Source organism: Aliterella sp. E5.1, assembly GCF_057473825.1.
In genome coordinates, this window is sequence record NZ_JBYCCV010000002.1 from 100,543 (window position 1) to 119,156 (window position 18,614).

An 18,614-nucleotide genomic window follows, 5' to 3' on the forward strand; every position below is an offset into this window, starting at 1 on the left:
TTTACAAAACCTTTTCCAGATTTGGGGGAGGTCTTTTATTGTGGGGTTTAAGCACGTAGCATTAATGCCAGACGTTCACCTAGGCAAAGGCGCATTAGTCGGCTCGGTAGTAGCAGCTACTGATGCGATTATGACAAAGTATTGCAAGTTCTTTCTAAAAAGGGTAGATGCAGGATGTGGTATAGTTTAAATCAATATTTGTTGATATAAAAATATACAATGACCACTAGCAGTAAAGAAACTAAACAAAAATATTATCAAAAAGTTTATGAACAAGCCAATTGGATTGAGTGTGCTTGTGGTTGTAGAACAAAAATCAAGGATCGAGATAAATATGGTAGACCTAAAAAATATATTAGTGGTCACAATACTATAAGGAAATATGAAGATCCAACTCAGTTTAAGCGTGAGTGGAACCATAGAAATAGAGCGCATAGGATGGAATACAAAAAACAGTATCATCGCAAGCGTAAAGTTAAACTTGTCCTCCTAAATGGAGGAAAATGCCTTAGCTGTGGAATTGAGTACAACGGTAAAAATGCTTGTATATTCCACTTTCACCATAGAGATCCAGCTACTAAGCTGTTTACCATGCATTTACTCACTGTAAAATCTTGGGATTCTATTATTGAAGAAGTAAATAAATGCGATCTTCTGTGTGCAAATTGTCATGAGCAAAGACATAGTGAGGAGTTTTGACTAATACGAAGAAAAACTCACTCTTGCTAAACGATCTAATTGAGCAAACCAAGGGCGTAGAATGTCGCAAAGATGAAGGTGTTTTAGATGAAATTCCTGGCGCTTATAAGCCTATAGATACAGTGATGAGCAATCAAGCCGATTTAGTGGAAATTGTCGCAACTCTAAAACAAGTTGTCTGCGTGAAGGGTTAAATATTTAATGCGGGCATTTTGTCCGCTTTTTTATAAATGGATTTTGACCGGATTCGAGCAATTAATCAAGATGATGTCCCGTTTTTGTGGGATATGTTGTACGAGATTCGCAGCTTGCGTTGTGTACGGGAAGGAAAAACTCTACCTTCTAGGGATGTTTTGCAAACTCCCGATTTAGCAAAATACGTTCAAAATTGGGGATGTACAAGCGATCGCGCCTTCATCGCTATTAATGCCCAAATGCCTGTTGGTGCAGCTTGGTATCGTCTTTTTACAGCAGATAATCGCGGCTATGGATATGTAGATGAGAATACTCCAGAAATTGCGATCGCCTTATTTCCCCAATACAGAAATAAAGGCTTAGGAAAATCTTTACTTATCCATCTACTCGAACAAGCAAAAGCCGATGGTTATCAACAAATTTCCTTAAGCTGCGATCCAACTAATGATAATGCTCTGCATTTGTACCAAAAGCTAGGATTTGAAAAAGTTGGCGTACATATTATTCAAAATTGGGTTATGAAAAAAGTTTTAATTTGACATATTAGTAAGCATGGAATGAAGCGATCTCACTATGGTACAAGCACTTACAAAAATTACTCTAGAGGAGTTTCTAAAACTACCAGAAACTAAACCCTATAGCGAGTATATCGACGGTCAAATCATCCAAAAACCAATGTCCCAAGGGAAACACAGCAAGTTACAGGGTAAGCTAGTTACGGCTATCAACAACGTAGTCGAACTAAGACAAATTGCTCTAGCTTTTCCAGAACTGCGCGGTACCTTTGGTGGACGTTCAATCGTACCAGATGTAACTGTCTTTGCTTGGGAAAGGATACCCGTTGATGAAAATGGTGATATTGCTAATGTATTTACAATTGCGCCTGATTGGACAATTGAAATTCTCTCGCCAGATCAACGGCAAACAAAAGTAACAGGTAATATTCTGCACTGCCTAAATTATGGCAGCAAACTAGGTTGGCTCATCGATCCAGATGAAAAAGCTGTGCTAGTTTATCCGGCAAATCAGCAGACAAAAATATTAACGCAAAATGATATATTGCCCGTTCCCGATTTAGTTCCAGACTTGCGGCTGACGGTAGCAGATTTATTTGGCTGGTTGAAGTTGGGATCTAGGGATTAAGACGAGATTTAAAATTTTGCGCTTTATAGAAGGTTTCTAAGCTATCGCGATCGCCTACATAACGCCAATGCCACGGCTCATAACTTACTCCTTGACGGTTATTCTTGGCAAAAGACAATTCAAAGCTATAACGTGCTGCATTGGCTGACAACCACTTATAAGCTCTAGTTTTATCAAACTTTGTACTCAAGTTCGTGGCAGGTGCGCTGCCATCACCGATATCTACCGCGTAGCCCGTATGATGTTCGCTATATCCAGGCGGAGCGCTGACTTCGGCGCGTTTGGTAGCAGTTTGTCCTCGCTCGGCTTTGACATCAAAAAATAAGTGCTGTTGGTCTTTAACAGTGCGAAAACCAGAAATTGGCACTAGCGTCACCCCAGAGGCGCGTGCAGAGGCGCTCATGGCTCTAAATTGTTGAGCGGCAGCTTTGCGGAGCTTTAGACGGCGATCGCTTGAAATTGGTTGCAAATCTTTTTGGGATGCTTCAGGATAAGCAAAGTGTCCTAATAGTACATTTTCGTTACTGGGGCGAGCGCTTGTGGCGGGTAAAGGAGAAGTTGTAACAGAGGGTTGACTAACTTTACTAGGTTGAGAGGCATTCCAAGACCATAGTAAGGCGAAAGCGCCAATTAGCCCTAACCCAACTACACCACCAATTATCGCCAGCGATTTAGAGCGACGACGAGGGTTAACTTTACGATTGTCCCTTAATGCCTCTGGAATATCATCTAAAGAGCGAGCGGGAACCTTTTTCGGTTTTTTAGAAAACCTAGCCTTATCCACAAACCAACTCCTGCAATTGTTGACTCGCCACTAGCCAATTTTAGACCAACGAGTAATTAAGTGCCGAGACTTTACTATAAAGTCTTGATGATTATGCTTAAAGTATCTTTACGTTTCGGTTGTTGATGAAGCTTTTACAACTCTATTTCCCGCTAATCGTGCTGGTTCTATCAGGGTTTGTTTTGGGTGGCAAGCTTCCGGCAACTATTCCCCTCTATTTAGGTCAATTTCTGTTTTGGGTAGGGGTTCCCCTCAGCATTGTGGCTTTTTTACGTCAAGCTGATTTGTCGGGGACTATTTGGGTTGCACCAATAGTTGCTTGGATAGCGATTTTTTTAGGTGCGGGTTTAGCGTGGATTTGGATAAATTGGCAAAGTAATCGCAAAATTGCTTCAAATTCTTGGAGTAGGCAGACTCAAGGTAGTTTTATATTAGCGGCAATGGTAGGAAATACTGGGTATTTGGGCTATCCGGTAACTTTGGCTTTTGTTGGTACTCAATACTTTGGCTATGCGTTGTTTTACGATTTGCTAGGGACAACGCTAGGGGCTTATGGGTTAGGAGTTGTCTTAGCGGCGGCTTATGGTGGTGGGGTACAAAGTCAATGGCAGTTATTAAAAGCGATCGCAATTAATCCTAGTTTATGGAGTTTTGGTGTGGGTTTGCTATTTCGGCAAGTCCCCTTATCGACTCTCGCGGAAACAATTTTACAGACTTTAGGTTGGGCAATTGTAGCTTTGTCTTTGGTATTGATTGGTATGCGTTTGCGTCAGCTAGATTCTTGGCATAGCTTACCCAAAGCATCTATTAGTTTAAGTATCAAAATGCTGGTAGTGCCGTTACTTTTGGGGAGTATTTTATCTTTGTTTGGGTTAACGGGTGCGGCGAAGTTAGCGATCGTTTTACAGATGGCTATGCCTCCCGCTTTTGCAACAATAGTAATTGCCGAAGTTTACAATCTCGACCGCGATTTAAGCGTTACGGCTTTGGCTGTAGGTTCTGGGGGATTATTAATTACTCTGCCAATTTGGTTGTGGCTATTTAGTTAATATTTTTTGAGGTGGGATTGCCTGCTTTTAATGCCAATTCCTCTAGATCGATTTGTTCGTATTTTTCAAAAGGTTGATGAATCCAAGGATCATCTGCTAAATAATCGACGTAATAATCTGGGACAACTTGAGAACAAGCTTTGTACCACAGTACGCCTGTGCGAATTTCTTGAACTTGCGAACTGTAATTCTGCTTTAGCCAAGGAATTGTTTGCTTAATTGTTACGCCTGAATCAACTAAATCATCTACTAACAAGATGTGAGAACCCAAATTGCTGCTAGTCATAGTCAAGTGTTGGGCAACCGTCAAACTTCCTCTTGTTTGCTTACCTTCTCCGGTATAAGAGGAAGTCGCCAAAATTCCCAGTGGTAGCTTGTAAATTCGAGAAAGAATATCGCCTACTCTCAAGCCTCCCTTGGCAAGACAAATAATTTGGTTAAACTGCCAGTTCGATTGATAAATCTTTACTGCCAGTTGCTCGATTTTTTGGTGGTATTCTGACCAAGAAACATAAAGGTCTGGCATAAAAGTGGCAGTTGTGAGCTAATACTTAGTTGCAAAGCTAATATTTTAATCTTTCTAGCCGTGCTATGAGCAATCCTTCTCCAGATGCAGATTTTTCAGTAATTCCTGAAACCAAAAAACTCAACCTCTCCACAAAACTAGCTTATGGTGCGGGGGATTTGGGTCCTGCGATTACCGCCAACATTACCGTATTTTTTCTGCTAATTTTCTTTACAAACGTTGCGGGGATTCCTGTGGGACTTGCGGGCAGCATTTTACTTATTGGCAAAGTTTGGGATGCTGTCAACGACCCAATTGTGGGCGTACTGACTGATAAAACAAACTCTCGCCGTTGGGGTCGTCGCCTTCCTTGGTTACTTTACGGGGCAATTCCCTTTGGAATTTTCTTTTTCTTGCAGTGGATTGTACCGCCCTTTGCCAGCGATCGCACTACTCAAGTTTCGGGCTTATTTTGGTACTATGTAGCGATCGCGCTATTGTCGCAAGTATTCTACACGGTAGTCAATTTGCCTTACACGGCAATGACTCCCGAACTTACCCAAGACTATGACGAACGTACTAGCCTCAATAGCTTTCGTTTTGGGTTTTCGATTGGAGGGAGTGTTTTATCTTTAATTTTGGCGCAAATCATCTTTGCAAGTGTTAGTGATCGCGCTCTACAATATGTAGTTCTAGCGGCGATATGTACGGTTATTTCGGTACTGTCTTTATATTGGTGTGTTTTTGGGACGCGCGATCGGGTTTTAGCTTTTGAGGCAAAACGGACTGAATTACCCCAGCCACCATCTATCCCCCTGGGCGAACAGCTAAAAATTGTTTTTAGCAACCGTCCTTTTTTGTTTGTAATTGGTATTTATCTTTGTTCCTGGTTAGCGGTGCAGCTAACCGCCAGTATTATTCCCTACTTTGTCGTTAATTGGATGGGTTTACCCGAATCAAGTGTACCGACGGTACTTATTGGAGTTCAAGGTACGGCTTTAGCAATGCTGTTTGTGTGGACGAATTTAAGCAAGCGGTTTGGGAAAAAAGCTGTTTATTTTATGGGGATGAGTTTGTGGATTATTGCTCAAATCGGCTTATTTCTGATTCAACCCAATCAAACAGCTTTGTTGTATGTTTTAGCAATTATGGCTGGTGTGGGAGTTTCTACGGCTTATTTGATTCCTTGGTCGATGATTCCCGATGTAATTGAATTAGATGAACTGCGAACTGGACAACGCCGGGAAGGGATTTTTTATGCTTTTATGGTTTTTCTGCAAAAACTAGGTCTAGCTTTGGGGTTATTTTTAGTTAGTCAGACTTTAGAACAGTCGGGGTTTAAAGAGGCAGTTGTGGGGCAAAGTCTACCCATTCAGCCTGATACAGCCTTGCAAGCTATCCGGTTTGCAGTCGGACCTTTACCGATGGTTTTTTTAATTAGCGGTTTAGTTTTGACTTATTTTTATCCCCTTACTCGCGAGGTACACGCGGGAATTTTGCTACAACTCAAAGAGAAGCAAGATAGTAAAGTTTGATGGTGACAGTAGCTAATTCGGAGTTTTGGGAAAATCGCTATATAGAAGGTACAACGGGCTGGGATTTGGGACAAGCGGCACCGCCTTTTGTCAGCTTGCTAGATTCCCCAGCCGCGCCAAAGATAGGGAAAATAGCAGTTTTAGGTGCTGGAAGCGGCTACGATGCTTTGCTGTTTGCCCAAAAGGGATTTGAAGTAATCGGGTTTGATTTTGCTCCTAGCGCGATCGCCTCTGCTACACAATTAGCTCAAAATAGCGGCATCTCTGCCCAATTTCTCCAACGTAATATTTTCGGTCTACCCGCCGAATTTCCTCATTACTTTGACTATGTACTAGAACACACTTGCTTTTGTGCCATTGAACCAGGCGATCGCCAATCTTACGTTCAGTTAGTAAAATCTCTGTTAAAACCCCATGGAGAGCTTATCGCCTTATTTTGGGCGCATAATCAGTCCGGTGGTCCGCCTTTTGGGGTAACAACGGCAGAAATTCGTCAGTATTTTGAGCCAGACTTCAAAATTAACAGCCTAACTCTGGCAAATAATTCTGTACCCCAACGTCAAGGACAAGAGTATTTAGGTAGATTTATAGTTAGCAGCTAAATACCTTTCCCTTGGTCTATGTGCTGGCTAAGTAAAAATGGTAATTCTAGATCAACTGCAATTAAATAAAGGTAATTTTAACTACATGGCTGAACTTAGCCTACAAGATATTTCCGCCCAACTAGAAAGTCAAGATTCACGCGATCGCATGATTGCGCTTGCTTCTCTGCGTCGTTTCCCCTCGGCGGATGCTGTACCGCTAATTAAAAAAGTATTGAATGATGAAATATTGCAAATTCGTTCAATGGCGGTATTTGCTTTAGGTGTTAAACAAACTGACGAATGTTACCCAATTTTAGTAAAATTGCTGGAAACTGATCCTGATTATGGTATTCGGGCAGATGCGGCGGGGGCTTTAGGTTATTTAGGCGATATTCGAGCTTTTGAGCCGTTGGTTAGAGCTTTTTATGAAGATACAGAATGGTTGGTAAGATTTAGTGCGGCGGTATCTTTAGGCAATCTTAAAGATGTCCGCGCCCATGACTTGCTAGTACGAGCTTTAGATAGCGAAGAAGTAGTTTTGCAACAAGCAGCGATCGCCGCTTTGGGTGAAATTAGAGATATAAATGCAATCGATCATATCCTGCGGTTCGTACCTTCTACAGATTGGTTGACTCGTCAGCGTTTAGCTGAAGCATTGGGAAATTTGCCTAGCGATAAAAGTATTTCAGCGTTGAAATATTTAGAAAAAGACAGCCATCCCCATGTTGCCCAAGCAGCAACGATTTCACTAGGTCGGCTTGCGGCTTAATATAGAGGCAATTGAGGATTTTGTGCCACTATGCGATCGCCGTTAAGTTACCTTAAAAGGTGAGCAATAAAAGTGATGTCGATATTTGCAATTTTGACTTATGGATATTCAAGAATTTTTTGAACTGAGCGCGGGTAAATGGTTTTCCCACCGTACCAGCCACCACCTAGCTTTCAAGCAAGCTGAAGACGGCAAATCAGATATCACAATTGAGATGCTTGCTAACGACGATCCAGAAGTCATTAAACTTTGTCAGCAATACGAGGTCGATCCAGCTAGAGCAAGTTGCGGCGCTAGAGTCAATTGGAATGGGACGATGGAATGGGACGAAGAAAAACATACAGGTTCTACAGTACTCGTAACAGTACCAGATACAGACGAGCCTAGTCGTGGTAAGTTACTGCGAGAAATGGGTTATGCCGAAAAAGCACCCGTCGCAGGTAGCTATATTATGGGTAGCGATGACGCACTCACGCTAACTACCGAATACGAAACCATGTCTTCAGAAGAAAGGTTATGGTTTGCAAGTCCTAATTTAAGAATGCGAGTTAGCGTATTGAAGCGCTACGGCGGCTTTAGCATGGCTTCTTTTACCTCCGAAATCCGCATGGGTGGACTCAAGCCAACAACTGAAGCAACTAACCAAGCAAAAGTAGCCAGCGAATAAAATTTGTTGCTCTTAGGCAAATATAGTTAGTCAATTAAAATATTAGCCTTGTACCCAGGTACAAGGCTAATATTTTAAGGGGTTCTTTGGGCGATCGCTTTCAATTTGCCGTAGAACTCATTAGTATCTGTGGAGTACGGACTAAATTGCTCAATTGGTTGATTGCTAAGCTTTGTATCTTTGGGTTGATGAGTATTTCGTGTTGACAGCTTGATTTTAGTAATAGCTAATTTTCGCGCCAGAGAATCTTCTTTTGCAGTTGCGCGATCGCTATCAATAGTTGGACGATCGAGTTTTCGCCACACATTAGAAAAATCTCCGCAAACTAAACGCTCAAATTCGTGATTGAAGCGAAAATAAGCCTGTCCTTTGCGCTGCCAAATTGTTAAAATTTGCTCTACTGAGTGTGCTTTATAACGCCCTTGATACAACGCTTCAATTACAGCTAAATAAATCCAGCGATCGGAATAATTTTTTAGCCACTGCTCCATAAGTACGCTTGCACTACAGCCACCCAAGTCAAAACTGTAGTGAGTCAATAACTTCACAGCCAAGTCGATAGGCGTTTCCAAATGTGTCAACATTGCACTGGCGGCATTAAGCGAATATCTTTCGCCTATAGCCTATCGTTAAATTGCCTATATTAGGTACAACAAATACCATAATTTCTAAATCGCGTTAACTATATACTCAGGAGCATTATTAAGTATTCCTTGCGGAGGTTGACCAAAAATCGTGATTGAAGTTGAACACTTGAGTAAAAACTATGGTTCCACCCCAGGAATTCAAGACATTAGTTTTAATGTAGAACCAGGGGAAATTATGGGCTTTTTAGGTCCTAATGGAGCCGGAAAAACTACAACTATGAGGATCTTAGCGGGTTACTTGTCAGCTACTACTGGAACCGCTCGAATTGCTGGCTATGACGTGCATGAAAATTCGTTATTGGTTAGACAGCGTATTGGCTATTTACCAGAAACACCGCCCTTGTACCCAGAAATGACCGTAGAGGGGTTTTTGTACTTTGTTTCTAGAGTCAAGGGAGTGAGCGCAGGCGATCGCACGTCAGCAGTAAAACGGGCTATAGAGCGCTGCAATCTTCAGCAAAAGAGCAAAGTATTAATTCGCAAGCTATCTAAAGGATTTCGGCAACGGGTAGGAATTGCTCAAGCAATCGTCCACGATCCACCCGTAATTATTTTAGATGAACCCACCGTCGGGCTAGATCCTCGGCAAATTATTGACGTGCGAAACTTAATTAAAAGTCTAGCAGGCAGTCATACAATTATTTTGTCTACACACATCCTCCCCGAAGTCAGCATGACTTGCAACCGCGTGACAATCATTAATGGCGGCAAAGTAGTTGTTACCAATACCCCTGAAGGTTTAGAAGCAAATCTAGCAGGGGGCGTAGAGTACGAAGTCGAAATTGATGGCGAAGCGGCTGAAGCTGTGAAGCAATTACAGTTTTTACTAGGCGTGCGCCAAGTAGAAATTGCTTCTCTTGGAGCGAAGGAGAGCGCTCGCGCGGTGTTAAAAATATCCTCAGAACCGGGAACTGAACCAGGGAGTGATATTGTCCAAGTATTGGTAAATATGGGGATTGGCGTGTATGAAATGCGGCGCACTCGTGCAACTTTAGAAGATGTATTTCTAGTTACTACCGAAGATAAATTAGCAGCACCCGCCGATCGGCTAACTACCGTAGGAGACGAGACTTAAATGGGTATTATTTTGGGCAATATTATTGCTATTTACCGCCGAGAATTGCAGAGTTACTTTACATCGCCCTTAGCTTACGCAATTGCTGGCATTTTTTGGCTGCTATCAGGATACTTTTTTGTGGCAATTTTACTTGGAGAACAAGGCATCCTCCAGCAAGTCGCCGCCGCCGAATTGCAAACCCAGCAAACTGGACAACCTTTGCCGCCTATAGATGTCGCTTACGAATTTTTGCGATCGTTTTTGAGCGTAATGAGTTCTTTAGCTTTATTTATTCTGCCTATCCTTTCAATGGGGTTGTATGCCGAAGAACGCAAGCGCGGTACTTTAGAACTACTAGCAACGTCACCAGTAACCAATTGGGCGGTGGCGGTGGGCAAGTTGCTCGGAGTAGTAACGTTTTTTACGGTGCTGATACTGCCATTATTTGCTTACGAAGCGATCGCCTTTAGCGCTGCCAATCCCCCAGTTCCTCCTGCTATACCCTTTTTGGGGCATTTGGCATTAATTCTCTTAGCGGCGGCGGTGTTGTCATTGGGAATGTTTATTTCCTCCCTGACAGACAGTACAATCCTGGCAGCAATTATGACTTTTGGTTTAATTATGTTTTTGTGGGTTATAGAAGCTATTTCCCAAAGTATCGGTGGCTGGCTGGGAGCGGCTTTAGGTCATCTTTCCTTGCTCAAACATTACACCAACTTAGTGCAAGGTATTTTTGATACTAGCAGCTTAGTTTTATTTGCAAGCTACATTGTTTTGGGTATATTTCTGACTGCTCAATCAATTGATGCTTTGCGTTTTCAAAGATCCTAAACCTATGAAAAAATATCGTCAATATCTAGCTTGGGTAGCTCCTTTCCTCGCGTTAATGGGAATAACGGCTGGGCTTGTATCCAATAGTTGGGGTGTAGTTCCGTCAGGATTACTTATTGCGGCAATTGTTAGCAGCAGCTTGTGGCTACTATTTTACTCCCCGCGCAGTAGCTGGCTAAGTAAGAGATCTACTCAATCGGGAACTAATGCTTTGCTGGCAACGCTATCTGTATTCGCGATTTTAGGACTAATTAATTTTCTTGCAGTCCGCTATCCAACGCGAGTAGACTTAACCGAAACTGGTTTATATACTCTTGCTCCTCAATCGCGCCAATTGGTCAAAAGTTTGCAGCAACCCGTTAAAGTGTGGGTATTTGAGCGCGATCCAAGACCTGAAGATCGAGCTTTATTAGAAAACTATCGCCAGCAAGGGAAAAACTTTAGCTACGAATATGTAGATCCCCAAATTCAACTAGGACTTGCCAACAAGTTTAATGTCCAAAGTCCCGGTGAAATTTATTTGGAAGCTGGGGAACAAAGAAAGTTATTGCAAGGAGCAAATAGCGAACAGCGTTTATCAGAAACTCGATTAACAAACGCTTTGCAACAAATAACCAGTAACTTTAGCGCCAAAGTTTATTTTGTTCAAGGTCATGGCGAACAACCACTAACAGGCGAACAAACTACTCTATCTCAAGCTTTGAGTGTATTAACAGAAAGAAACTACACTACCCAAGCGCTGAATCTGGCACAGACAAATATTCCCCAAGATGCCACGGTCGTTGTATTAGCAGGCGCTAGACGGGGCTTATTGCCATCGGAAACCACTGCTTTGAGCGATTACTTAAATCGAGGTGGTAGTTTATTTCTAGCCATCGATCCAACAATTAATTTGGGGATTGATAGTTTGCTCAAAACTTGGGGTGTAAGTTTAGACAACCGTTTAGCTGTAAATCCTAGTGGTGCAGCCGTAGGGCTAGGTCCTGCGGTCATATTAGTTGATAACTACGGGCAACATCCGATTACTAAAGATTTTGGCAACGGGTCATCTTTGTATCGCGGTGCTAGACCAATTGAAACAACGATAGTTGAGGGAGTACAGGCAACTCCGTTATTACTAACAAGCCCGCAAAGCTGGGCAGAGAGCGACTTGAAAGACGAAAACTTGCAATTTGACCCAAAAAGCGATCGCCAAGGGCCTTTGACTTTAGGTGTTGCTCTTAGCCGTCAAGCTAAAACTGCTAGTAACAGCAAGCCTTCTGAGTCTCGTTTGGTTGTGATTGGCAATTCTGACTTTATTACCGATAATCAATTTTCACAGCAGTTAAATGGCGATATATTTATCAACTCTATTAGCTGGCTAAGCAAGCAAGAAGCTGCGCCACAGCTTTCTGTGCGTCCCAAAGAAGCAAAAAACCGCCGGATTAATTTGCAAGCGGTCCAAGCTAGTATTTTAAGCTGGACTGCTTTAGGCTTTATCCCGCTAATTGGCTTTGTTAGTGCAGTTATCTTGTGGTGGCTACGTAGATAGTACATTTTACTCATCCCTCACTATGAAGTTACCGAAAACAACTTTGATTTTGCTGTTGTTAGCACTAGGATTGGGAGGTTTTGTTTACTTCTACGAAATTCAAGGCGCAACCCAAAGGCAAGAATCCAAATCTAACGCTGAGGAACTTTTTGCTTTTACTGAAGACCAAGTAAAGTCTTTTAGTATCAAAAATCAAGGTCAGACGCTAAAGTTTGAGCAAATTGATTCTAAATGGCAAATGAAAGAGCCTAACGACACGCCAGCTAGTGGCGCATCGGTTGCTTTCTTGTTAAGTTTGCTGGAAACAGGAAAGAGCAATCGCACCTTTTCTGTGCCTACGACTCAACTAGCTGAATACGGATTAAGTCAACCACTTAGTGCGATCGCAATTACCTTAAAAAATGGCGAAACTCATCAACTAATTTTGGGCAAACCTGACTTCAACGGCAGCTTTTTGTATGCTTTAGTCGATCCTCCAGCAAAATCCAAAGGCAATATTGATGTGCTGTTAGTATCTCCAGATTTTGCTAATGCTGTAAATCGGCAGCTATCAGAATGGAAAAGCTCAGCTCCTAATCTAAGTAAGTAGTCTGATCGTCGCCAGAATTTGAGATTGATGGTTAAAAAAAAGGAGTGATGCCAATGAATGGGGTAATGATGCAATTCTTTCACTGGTACAACCCACCAGATAGTAACCTATGGCAGGAACTTGAAAGCAAAGCTCAAGAATTAGCTCAAAAAGGAATTACAGCTATTTGGTTGCCTCCAGCTTACAAAGGAACTGGTGGTAAATACGATGTAGGTTATGGTGTTTATGACTTATTTGATTTAGGAGAATTTGACCAAAAAAATTCTATCGCCACAAAGTACGGTACTAAAAAGCAGCTAATAGCTGCTATTGAGGCGTTACGCAATCACAACCTCAAAGTTTACGCAGATGTAGTTCTCAACCACAAAGATGGTGGTGATGAAGTTGAAGAAGTATGGGCGCAAGAAGTAGCATGGAGCGATCGCAACCGCACAATTGGCGATTGGCACAAAATTACTGCCTATACAAAGTTTATCTTCCCCGGTCGCGGCGATACTTACTCTAGTATGAAGTGGTCTTGGTGGTGCTTTGATGCTCTTGCCTACAATGCCACTACAAATAATTCCGACAAGCTTTATCGCCTCAAAGAGAAAGGCTTTGAAACAGATGTTCATCACCAATACGGAAATTACGATTACTTATTAGCAAACGATTTAGATTCAACTAACGAATATGTACGCGAGGAGTTGAAGTATTGGGGACGATGGTTTGTTGACACAACCAAAGTAGATGGTTTTCGGATTGATGCTGTAAAACATATCCGCTCAGATTTTTTCCGCGATTGGCTTAACCATCTAAGAGTACATTTTGGCGATCGCGAACTTTTCAGTGTGGGAGAATATTGGTCAGGCAATGTTGACGATTTGCACGGGTATATCTCTGCAAGCGCAGGTACTCTATCATTGTTTGATGTGCCTCTCCACTATAAGTTTCATCAAGCAAGCCAATCTAGTAGTAATTTTGATTTGCGAACGATTTTCGATCGTACGTTAGTCAAAGAGCAACCAGATAAAGCGGCTACTTTTGTTGACAACCACGATACTCAGCCTTGCCAATCTTTAGAATCTACAGTAGAGCCTTGGTTTAAGCCTCTAGCTTATGCGTTGATTTTATTGCGGCGGGAAGGCTACCCCTGTATTTTTCATGCTGATTATTATGGCGCGGAGTATCCAAATTGTCGGGGTGATATTCCAGTTATTCTTTACTCTCATCATTTTTTGATTGACAAATTTTTATTTGCTCGTCAAGCTTACAATTTTGGCGAACAGTACGATTACTTCGATCATCCAAATACAATCGGGTGGACGCGGTTGGGAAACCAAGAGCATCCCGGCGCAATGGCTGTAGTTCTCAGCAATGGTGGAGAGGGCTACAAATGGATGAATATGTTTCGACCTAACGTAGCTTTTTACGATTGTACAAACCACTTTCAAGACTCTATTTACACCAACAGCGACGGTTGGGGGCAATTTCCCTGTCAAGGAGGTTCGGTATCTGTATGGTTGCAACAATGATTATCCTTAAAGTAGAAAGTCTAGTAGATTGCTATTTTCTCTCTTAATTTTTATGTTTACTCTGTCTCCCCTGCTTCAGTCTCGGCTCTCTACTCCGCTCAAAATCGGTACTGTAGAAGTCAAAAGCCGCGTCCTCCAGTCGCCTTTATCGGGCGTGACCGATTTAGTATTTCGGCGTTTGGTACGGCGCTATGCTCCCGATTCGATGATGTACACCGAAATGGTGAACGCGACCGGGTTGCACTACGTCAAAGAGTTGCCGAAAATCATGGAGATTGACCCAAGCGAACGCCCAATTAGCATTCAGCTATTTGATTGTCGTCCCGATTTCTTGGCAGAAGCGGCGCAAATGGCAGTAGTAGAAGGGGCAGATACAGTAGATATTAATATGGGTTGTCCGGTCAATAAAATTACTAAAAATGGCGGTGGTTCTTCGCTACTGCGTCAGCCAGAAATAGCAGAGGAAATTGTGCGATCAGTAGTCAAAGCTGTAAATGTCCCGGTTACAGTCAAAACTCGCATTGGCTGGAGTGACAAAGAAATCACGATTTTGGATTTTGCCAAACGCATGGAAGACGCGGGAGCGCAAATGATTACCGTTCACGGTCGTACTCGCGCTCAAGGCTATAATGGTTCGGCAAAATGGGAGTGGATTCGTAAAGTTAAAGAAATACTTTCTATCCCAGTAATTGGCAATGGCGATATTTTCACTGTAGAAGCGGCGGTAAGGTGTTTAGAAGAAACTGGAGCCGATGGGGTAATGTGTTCGCGGGGGACTTTAGGCTATCCTTTTTTGGTCGGGGAAGTTGACCATTTTCTCAAAACTGGCGAGTTGCTGGCGGCTCCTAACCCCGTGCAGCGATTGGAATGCGCGCGAGAACACTTGCAAGCTTTATGGGAATATAAAGGCGATCGCGGTGTACGTCAAGCCCGAAAACACATGACTTGGTACGCCAAAGGTTTTAGCGGTGCAGCAGATTTGCGAGGACAGTTGAGTGTCATTAATACCGTGACTGAAGGGTTGGATATTATTGATCGCGCGATCGCACATTTAGCTCAAGAAAGTGTTTTAATTGACGAAGATCTGTTAGCTTTTGCCTAAGATTACTTTGAGGGTTTGGAGGCTAGGATCGTCACACCCACTAATATATCCACCCAAAAGTTGAATTTTTTGCAAGTAAGCAATTGCTTCGGTCGTAACTATTTCTCCAGGGATTAAAACCGGGATTCCTGGAGGATAAGGACAAACTAATTCCGCACAAATGTGATCGCTTATTTGTTCTATAGGTAAAGTTTCTGCACTTGCATAAAATGCCTGACGTGGCGTGAGTGCTAATTTTGATTCTAAATTGTACGTGCGAAGTCTTTTGTCTGTCTCACATCTCTGTTTATGAGTAGTAGCAAGTGTTTTCAAGGCTTGCACTAATTTCTCTATATCTGCTGCGGTATTGCCCAAACTAATAATAAACGTCAGATTTTGCAAAGAAGGCAATTCAGCAATTACACCATAAGCAACTAATATTTCATCGGCGGCAAATCCTGTTATTCCCAAACCGGAAACGTTCACAGTCAAGCGAGTTTTGTCTAACGCCATAAATCCAGGTTTAGGATGTGTTAGTTCCAAAACCGATAAACCGGGAATTTGACTAACTTGAGTTCTTGCACTTTTGGCTAGTTGTAAAGTGCGAGACATTAGTTGTTTTCCCTCCACAGCCATTTGCTGACGTGCGGCATCTAAAGAAGCTAAAAGTAAATTACTAGGGCTGCTAGATTGAACTAATTCTAAGGATTTAGCTAATCTATTAATATTAATTCTGTCACCTTGGACGTGCAGCATAGAGGCTTGAGTCAGCGCTCCCAGAGTTTTGTGAATTGACTGGATACTTAAGTCTGCACCTGCTTTTAAAGCCGGGATAGGGAAGTCAGGGTGAAAAGCAAAATGTGAGGCGTGGGCTTCGTCTACCAGTAGCGGAATATTGTACTTATGGGTGAGATGAGCGATTTTTTTTATGTCTCCACAAACGCCGAAATAAGTGGGGTAAACCATCATCACCGCTTTCACATCAGGGTGTTGCTTTAAAGCCGCTTCTATCCCTTCTCCAGTGATGCTGTGAGCAATATCTAGTGTCGGATCGTATTCGGGATTAACAAATATAGGAGTAGCGCCAGAAAGAATCAATCCAGCGATCGCTGATTGATGCACATTACGCGGCAAAATTATTTTATCGCCCGTGCCGCAAGTAGCTAAAATTGCCGCTACAATCCCACAAGTAGAACCATTGACCAAAAACCAAGTATGCGATGCTCCAAACGCTTCGGCGGCTAAATCTTGCGCCGATTGAATTACACCTTGGGAATCGAATAAACTGCCTATTTCTGGCAATTCTGGCAAGTCGGCTTTGAAGACTCTAGAACCAAAGCAATCATTTAGTTTAGGTAAAATGCCTTGTCCCCGCTTATGTCCTGGCGTATAGAAAGCCGCATGGTTGCTGTTGGCGTACTTTTTAAGCGCGTCTAGAAGGGGGGTTTTATCTGGATCTAACACTATTCCAGTAAAAGAATGAACTACAATCCTATCCCATTGCACTGTCTAATTTTTATCTCAGGTTGTAACTACTTTGAAGGATGAAAATTTTTCGTTAAATACTTAACCTAAATTGAAGTGGAATAACTTATTAGGTTAATTATGATTTATCCAAATCCTGGTCCATTACCCGAACCAAACCCCCAGCCACCCCTACCAGAACCCATCCCCCAACCATCTCCCGAACCCGTACCGAGTCCTGTTCCGCAACCCATGCCCTCACCAGTACCTGAACCCGTACCCGCGCCAATTCCGCAACCAGTACCCGCGCCAATTCCCCAAACAATTCCTACACCAGTTTAAAACTGCGCGATCGCACTTCTTAGTTTTCGGCATAGTGCGATCGCGCAAAATAATAGTAGCTTGTACTTTTGATATCCTGGCAATAGTAAAGCCAAAGAAAAAGTATTATGCTCAGAGCCGGAATTGTTGGACTACCTAACGTCGGAAAATCTACCTTATTTAACGCATTGGTTGCCAATGCCAAGGCGGAAGCTGCCAACTTCCCATTCTGCACAATCGAACCAAATGTAGGGGTTGTATCTGTGCCAGATGAGCGATTACAAGTTTTAGCAGATATCTCCAAATCCGAGCAAATTGTCCCGACACGGATAGAGTTTGTTGATATTGCAGGGTTAGTCAAAGGCGCAAGTCAAGGTGAGGGATTGGGTAATAAATTTTTGTCCCATATCCGCGAAGTAGATGCGATCGTTCATGTAGTGCGGTGTTTTGATAACGATGATATTATTCACGTTGCAGGCTCGGTAGATCCAAACAGAGACATTGAAATCATCAATTTAGAGTTGTCTTTAGCAGATTTAGACCAAATTGAGCGTAAAAGTGATCGCACTCGCAAGCAAGCGCGATCAAGTAAAGATGCACAGGCAGAATTAGTAGTATTAGAAAAAGTGAGCGCCGCTTTAAATGAAGGCAAACCCGCGCGTCAAATCGGCTTAACTGAGGAAGAATTAGAAGCAATTAAAGACTTAGGATTGCTAACTAATAAACCGATTGTATACGCCGCTAATGTATCAGAGGAAGAACTAGCAACGGGTAATAAGTGGGTAGAAGAAGTAAGAAAAATTGCTGCTCAAGAAAATGCTCAAGTAGTGATAGTTTCGGCGCAAGTAGAAGCAGAATTAGTCGAATTACCCGCCGAAGACAGAACAGATTTCCTTAACTCATTAGGTGTAGAAGAAGGCGGTTTAAAATCTTTAATTCGGGCAACTTACGAGCTTCTAGGACTGCGTACCTATTTTACCGCCGGACCAAAAGAAACTCGCGCTTGGACTATCAACGCGGGGATGTTTGCACCCCAAGCTGCCGGAGTAATACACTCGGATTTTGAGCGGGGTTTTATTCGGGCGGAAACTGTAGCTTACAAAGATTTAGTAGCAACTAAATCGATGGGTGCAGCAAAAGAAAAAGGTTTAGTTCGCAGTGAAGGCAAAGAGTATGTTGTCCAAGAAGGCGATGTATTGCTATTTAGATTCAATGTTTAAAATTAGCCTTTATCGCCTAAACTACTGAATAATTCATAGTCTTCGACACTCTGTAAAAGGAGTGTTGTTACCCCTAAGTTTGTTAGCTACATAAAAATGGAAGGTGGTATAGAGATGTAGCAGGGCTAAGCCTCTTGAGAGAAATTTTGATTTATGCGATCGCACTTGCAAGGTTTTTATATGCTGAAGTTGGGTAGGTTGAGTGCAGCTATCTTGTTAATATTTTGGGGTTTGTACCACAAATTGCGATCGCACAGACTCTCAAATACAAAGGCATTGCTTAAATACTAAAAAGACCTAACTTTGCTTACACTGGCGGGCGCTGTGTAGTTAATGGTTCCTTTGAAGATATCCAACGTCCCCTGTATCAAGATGGTGGTATTCTGCGTGATGGTACGGGGCAAAACGTCTCGCAATTTAGTATTCAAG

At 42.5% G+C, this 18,614-nt stretch carries 21 protein-coding genes and 1 pseudogene; 18 read left to right on the forward strand and 4 right to left on the reverse strand.

The genetic code is table 11. From position 1 onward, the window contains the following. The first annotated feature begins 40 nt into the window (after positions 1-40). From AC2VE5_RS01410 to AC2VE5_RS01430, 5 genes and pseudogenes are all read left to right on the forward strand, one after another. On the forward strand, positions 41-190 hold the full coding sequence (locus AC2VE5_RS01410; protein WP_486886000.1) for an RtcB family protein: 150 nt from the start codon (positions 41-43) through the stop codon (positions 188-190). A 29-nt stretch (positions 191-219) separates the two neighbouring features. Continuing rightward, the gene (locus tag AC2VE5_RS01415) at positions 220-699 is read left to right on the forward strand and encodes a hypothetical protein (RefSeq protein ID WP_486886001.1); all 480 of its coding nucleotides are present in this window, start codon (positions 220-222) and stop codon (positions 697-699) included. Positions 700-710: 11 nt separating this feature from the next. Continuing rightward, a pseudogene (locus AC2VE5_RS01420) lies at positions 711-893 on the forward strand (RtcB family protein); the annotation flags it as partial. Positions 894-929: 36 nt separating this feature from the next. Continuing rightward, positions 930-1,433, forward strand: coding sequence for a GNAT family N-acetyltransferase (locus AC2VE5_RS01425; RefSeq protein WP_486886002.1), 504 nt, complete (start codon positions 930-932; stop codon positions 1,431-1,433). Positions 1,434-1,467: 34 nt separating this feature from the next. After that, positions 1,468-2,037 (forward strand): Uma2 family endonuclease, encoded by a 570-nt coding sequence (locus tag AC2VE5_RS01430; protein WP_486886003.1) that lies wholly within the window; start codon positions 1,468-1,470, stop codon positions 2,035-2,037. On the opposite strand, the gene AC2VE5_RS01435 is transcribed toward AC2VE5_RS01430, so the two are convergent. Beyond that, positions 2,027-2,821, reverse strand: a complete 795-nt coding sequence (locus tag AC2VE5_RS01435) for a M15 family metallopeptidase (RefSeq protein WP_486886004.1) — start codon at positions 2,819-2,821, stop codon at positions 2,027-2,029. The genes AC2VE5_RS01430 and AC2VE5_RS01435 overlap by 11 nt on opposite strands. 125 nt (positions 2,822-2,946) lie before the next feature. Here AC2VE5_RS01435 and AC2VE5_RS01440 point away from each other — a divergent pair, with 125 nt between their 5' ends. Then, positions 2,947-3,870 (forward strand): AEC family transporter, encoded by a 924-nt coding sequence (locus tag AC2VE5_RS01440; protein ID WP_486886005.1) that lies wholly within the window; start codon positions 2,947-2,949, stop codon positions 3,868-3,870. Here the strand turns inward: AC2VE5_RS01440 and AC2VE5_RS01445 are convergent. Beyond that, on the reverse strand, positions 3,863-4,396 hold the full coding sequence (locus tag AC2VE5_RS01445; protein WP_486886006.1) for a phosphoribosyltransferase: 534 nt from the start codon (positions 4,394-4,396) through the stop codon (positions 3,863-3,865). The two genes, AC2VE5_RS01440 and AC2VE5_RS01445, sit on opposite strands and share 8 nt — an antisense overlap. Before the next feature lie 65 nt (positions 4,397-4,461). Here AC2VE5_RS01445 and AC2VE5_RS01450 point away from each other — a divergent pair, with 65 nt between their 5' ends. From AC2VE5_RS01450 to AC2VE5_RS01465, 4 genes are all read left to right on the forward strand, one after another. After that, positions 4,462-5,910, forward strand: coding sequence for an MFS transporter (locus AC2VE5_RS01450; protein WP_486886007.1), 1,449 nt, complete (start codon positions 4,462-4,464; stop codon positions 5,908-5,910). Further along, positions 5,910-6,512: a methyltransferase domain-containing protein gene (locus AC2VE5_RS01455; RefSeq protein ID WP_486886008.1), complete on the forward strand. Its 603-nt coding sequence runs from the start codon at positions 5,910-5,912 to the stop codon at positions 6,510-6,512. The genes AC2VE5_RS01450 and AC2VE5_RS01455 overlap by 1 nt, the downstream gene beginning before the upstream one ends. 85 nt (positions 6,513-6,597) lie before the next feature. Then, entirely contained in the window at positions 6,598-7,263 is a 666-nt protein-coding gene (locus AC2VE5_RS01460; RefSeq protein ID WP_486886064.1) for a HEAT repeat domain-containing protein, read from the forward strand. Positions 7,264-7,363: 100 nt separating this feature from the next. Then, positions 7,364-7,930: a phycobiliprotein lyase gene (locus tag AC2VE5_RS01465; protein ID WP_486886009.1), complete on the forward strand. Its 567-nt coding sequence runs from the start codon at positions 7,364-7,366 to the stop codon at positions 7,928-7,930. A gap of 74 nt (positions 7,931-8,004) precedes the next feature. On the opposite strand, the gene AC2VE5_RS01470 is transcribed toward AC2VE5_RS01465, so the two are convergent. Next, positions 8,005-8,514: a hypothetical protein gene (locus tag AC2VE5_RS01470; RefSeq protein ID WP_486886010.1), complete on the reverse strand. Its 510-nt coding sequence runs from the start codon at positions 8,512-8,514 to the stop codon at positions 8,005-8,007. Between the two features lie 151 nt (positions 8,515-8,665). Here AC2VE5_RS01470 and AC2VE5_RS01475 point away from each other — a divergent pair, with 151 nt between their 5' ends. The 6 genes from AC2VE5_RS01475 to dusB are packed head-to-tail and all read left to right on the forward strand — an operon-like array spanning position 8,666 to position 15,201. Continuing rightward, positions 8,666-9,652, forward strand: a complete 987-nt coding sequence (locus AC2VE5_RS01475; protein WP_486886011.1) for an ABC transporter ATP-binding protein — start codon at positions 8,666-8,668, stop codon at positions 9,650-9,652. Next, positions 9,653-10,465, forward strand: a complete 813-nt coding sequence (locus AC2VE5_RS01480) for an ABC transporter permease (protein WP_486886012.1) — start codon at positions 9,653-9,655, stop codon at positions 10,463-10,465. It abuts the gene before it with no gap. Between the two features lie 4 nt (positions 10,466-10,469). Beyond that, positions 10,470-11,996, forward strand: coding sequence for a GldG family protein (locus AC2VE5_RS01485; RefSeq protein ID WP_486886013.1), 1,527 nt, complete (start codon positions 10,470-10,472; stop codon positions 11,994-11,996). A gap of 22 nt (positions 11,997-12,018) precedes the next feature. After that, on the forward strand, positions 12,019-12,585 hold the full coding sequence (locus tag AC2VE5_RS01490) for a DUF4340 domain-containing protein (RefSeq protein WP_486886014.1): 567 nt from the start codon (positions 12,019-12,021) through the stop codon (positions 12,583-12,585). Positions 12,586-12,632: 47 nt separating this feature from the next. Beyond that, positions 12,633-14,099: an alpha-amylase gene (locus AC2VE5_RS01495; RefSeq protein WP_486886015.1), complete on the forward strand. Its 1,467-nt coding sequence runs from the start codon at positions 12,633-12,635 to the stop codon at positions 14,097-14,099. 52 nt (positions 14,100-14,151) lie between these two features. Continuing rightward, complete coding sequence (gene dusB, locus AC2VE5_RS01500; RefSeq protein WP_486886016.1) at positions 14,152-15,201, forward strand: tRNA dihydrouridine synthase DusB; 1,050 nt, start codon at positions 14,152-14,154, stop codon at positions 15,199-15,201. On the opposite strand, the gene AC2VE5_RS01505 is transcribed toward dusB, so the two are convergent. Next, entirely contained in the window at positions 15,187-16,644 is a 1,458-nt protein-coding gene (locus AC2VE5_RS01505; RefSeq protein WP_486886065.1) for an aminotransferase class I/II-fold pyridoxal phosphate-dependent enzyme, read from the reverse strand. The two genes, dusB and AC2VE5_RS01505, sit on opposite strands and share 15 nt — an antisense overlap. Positions 16,645-16,785: 141 nt before the next feature. Between AC2VE5_RS01505 and AC2VE5_RS01510 the strand changes: the two genes are divergently transcribed. Beyond that, the gene (locus AC2VE5_RS01510; RefSeq protein ID WP_486886017.1) at positions 16,786-16,986 is read left to right on the forward strand and encodes a hypothetical protein; all 201 of its coding nucleotides are present in this window, start codon (positions 16,786-16,788) and stop codon (positions 16,984-16,986) included. Between the two features lie 107 nt (positions 16,987-17,093). Next, on the forward strand, positions 17,094-18,185 hold the full coding sequence (ychF, locus tag AC2VE5_RS01515; protein ID WP_486886018.1) for a redox-regulated ATPase YchF: 1,092 nt from the start codon (positions 17,094-17,096) through the stop codon (positions 18,183-18,185). Positions 18,186-18,614: the final 429 nt, after the last annotated feature.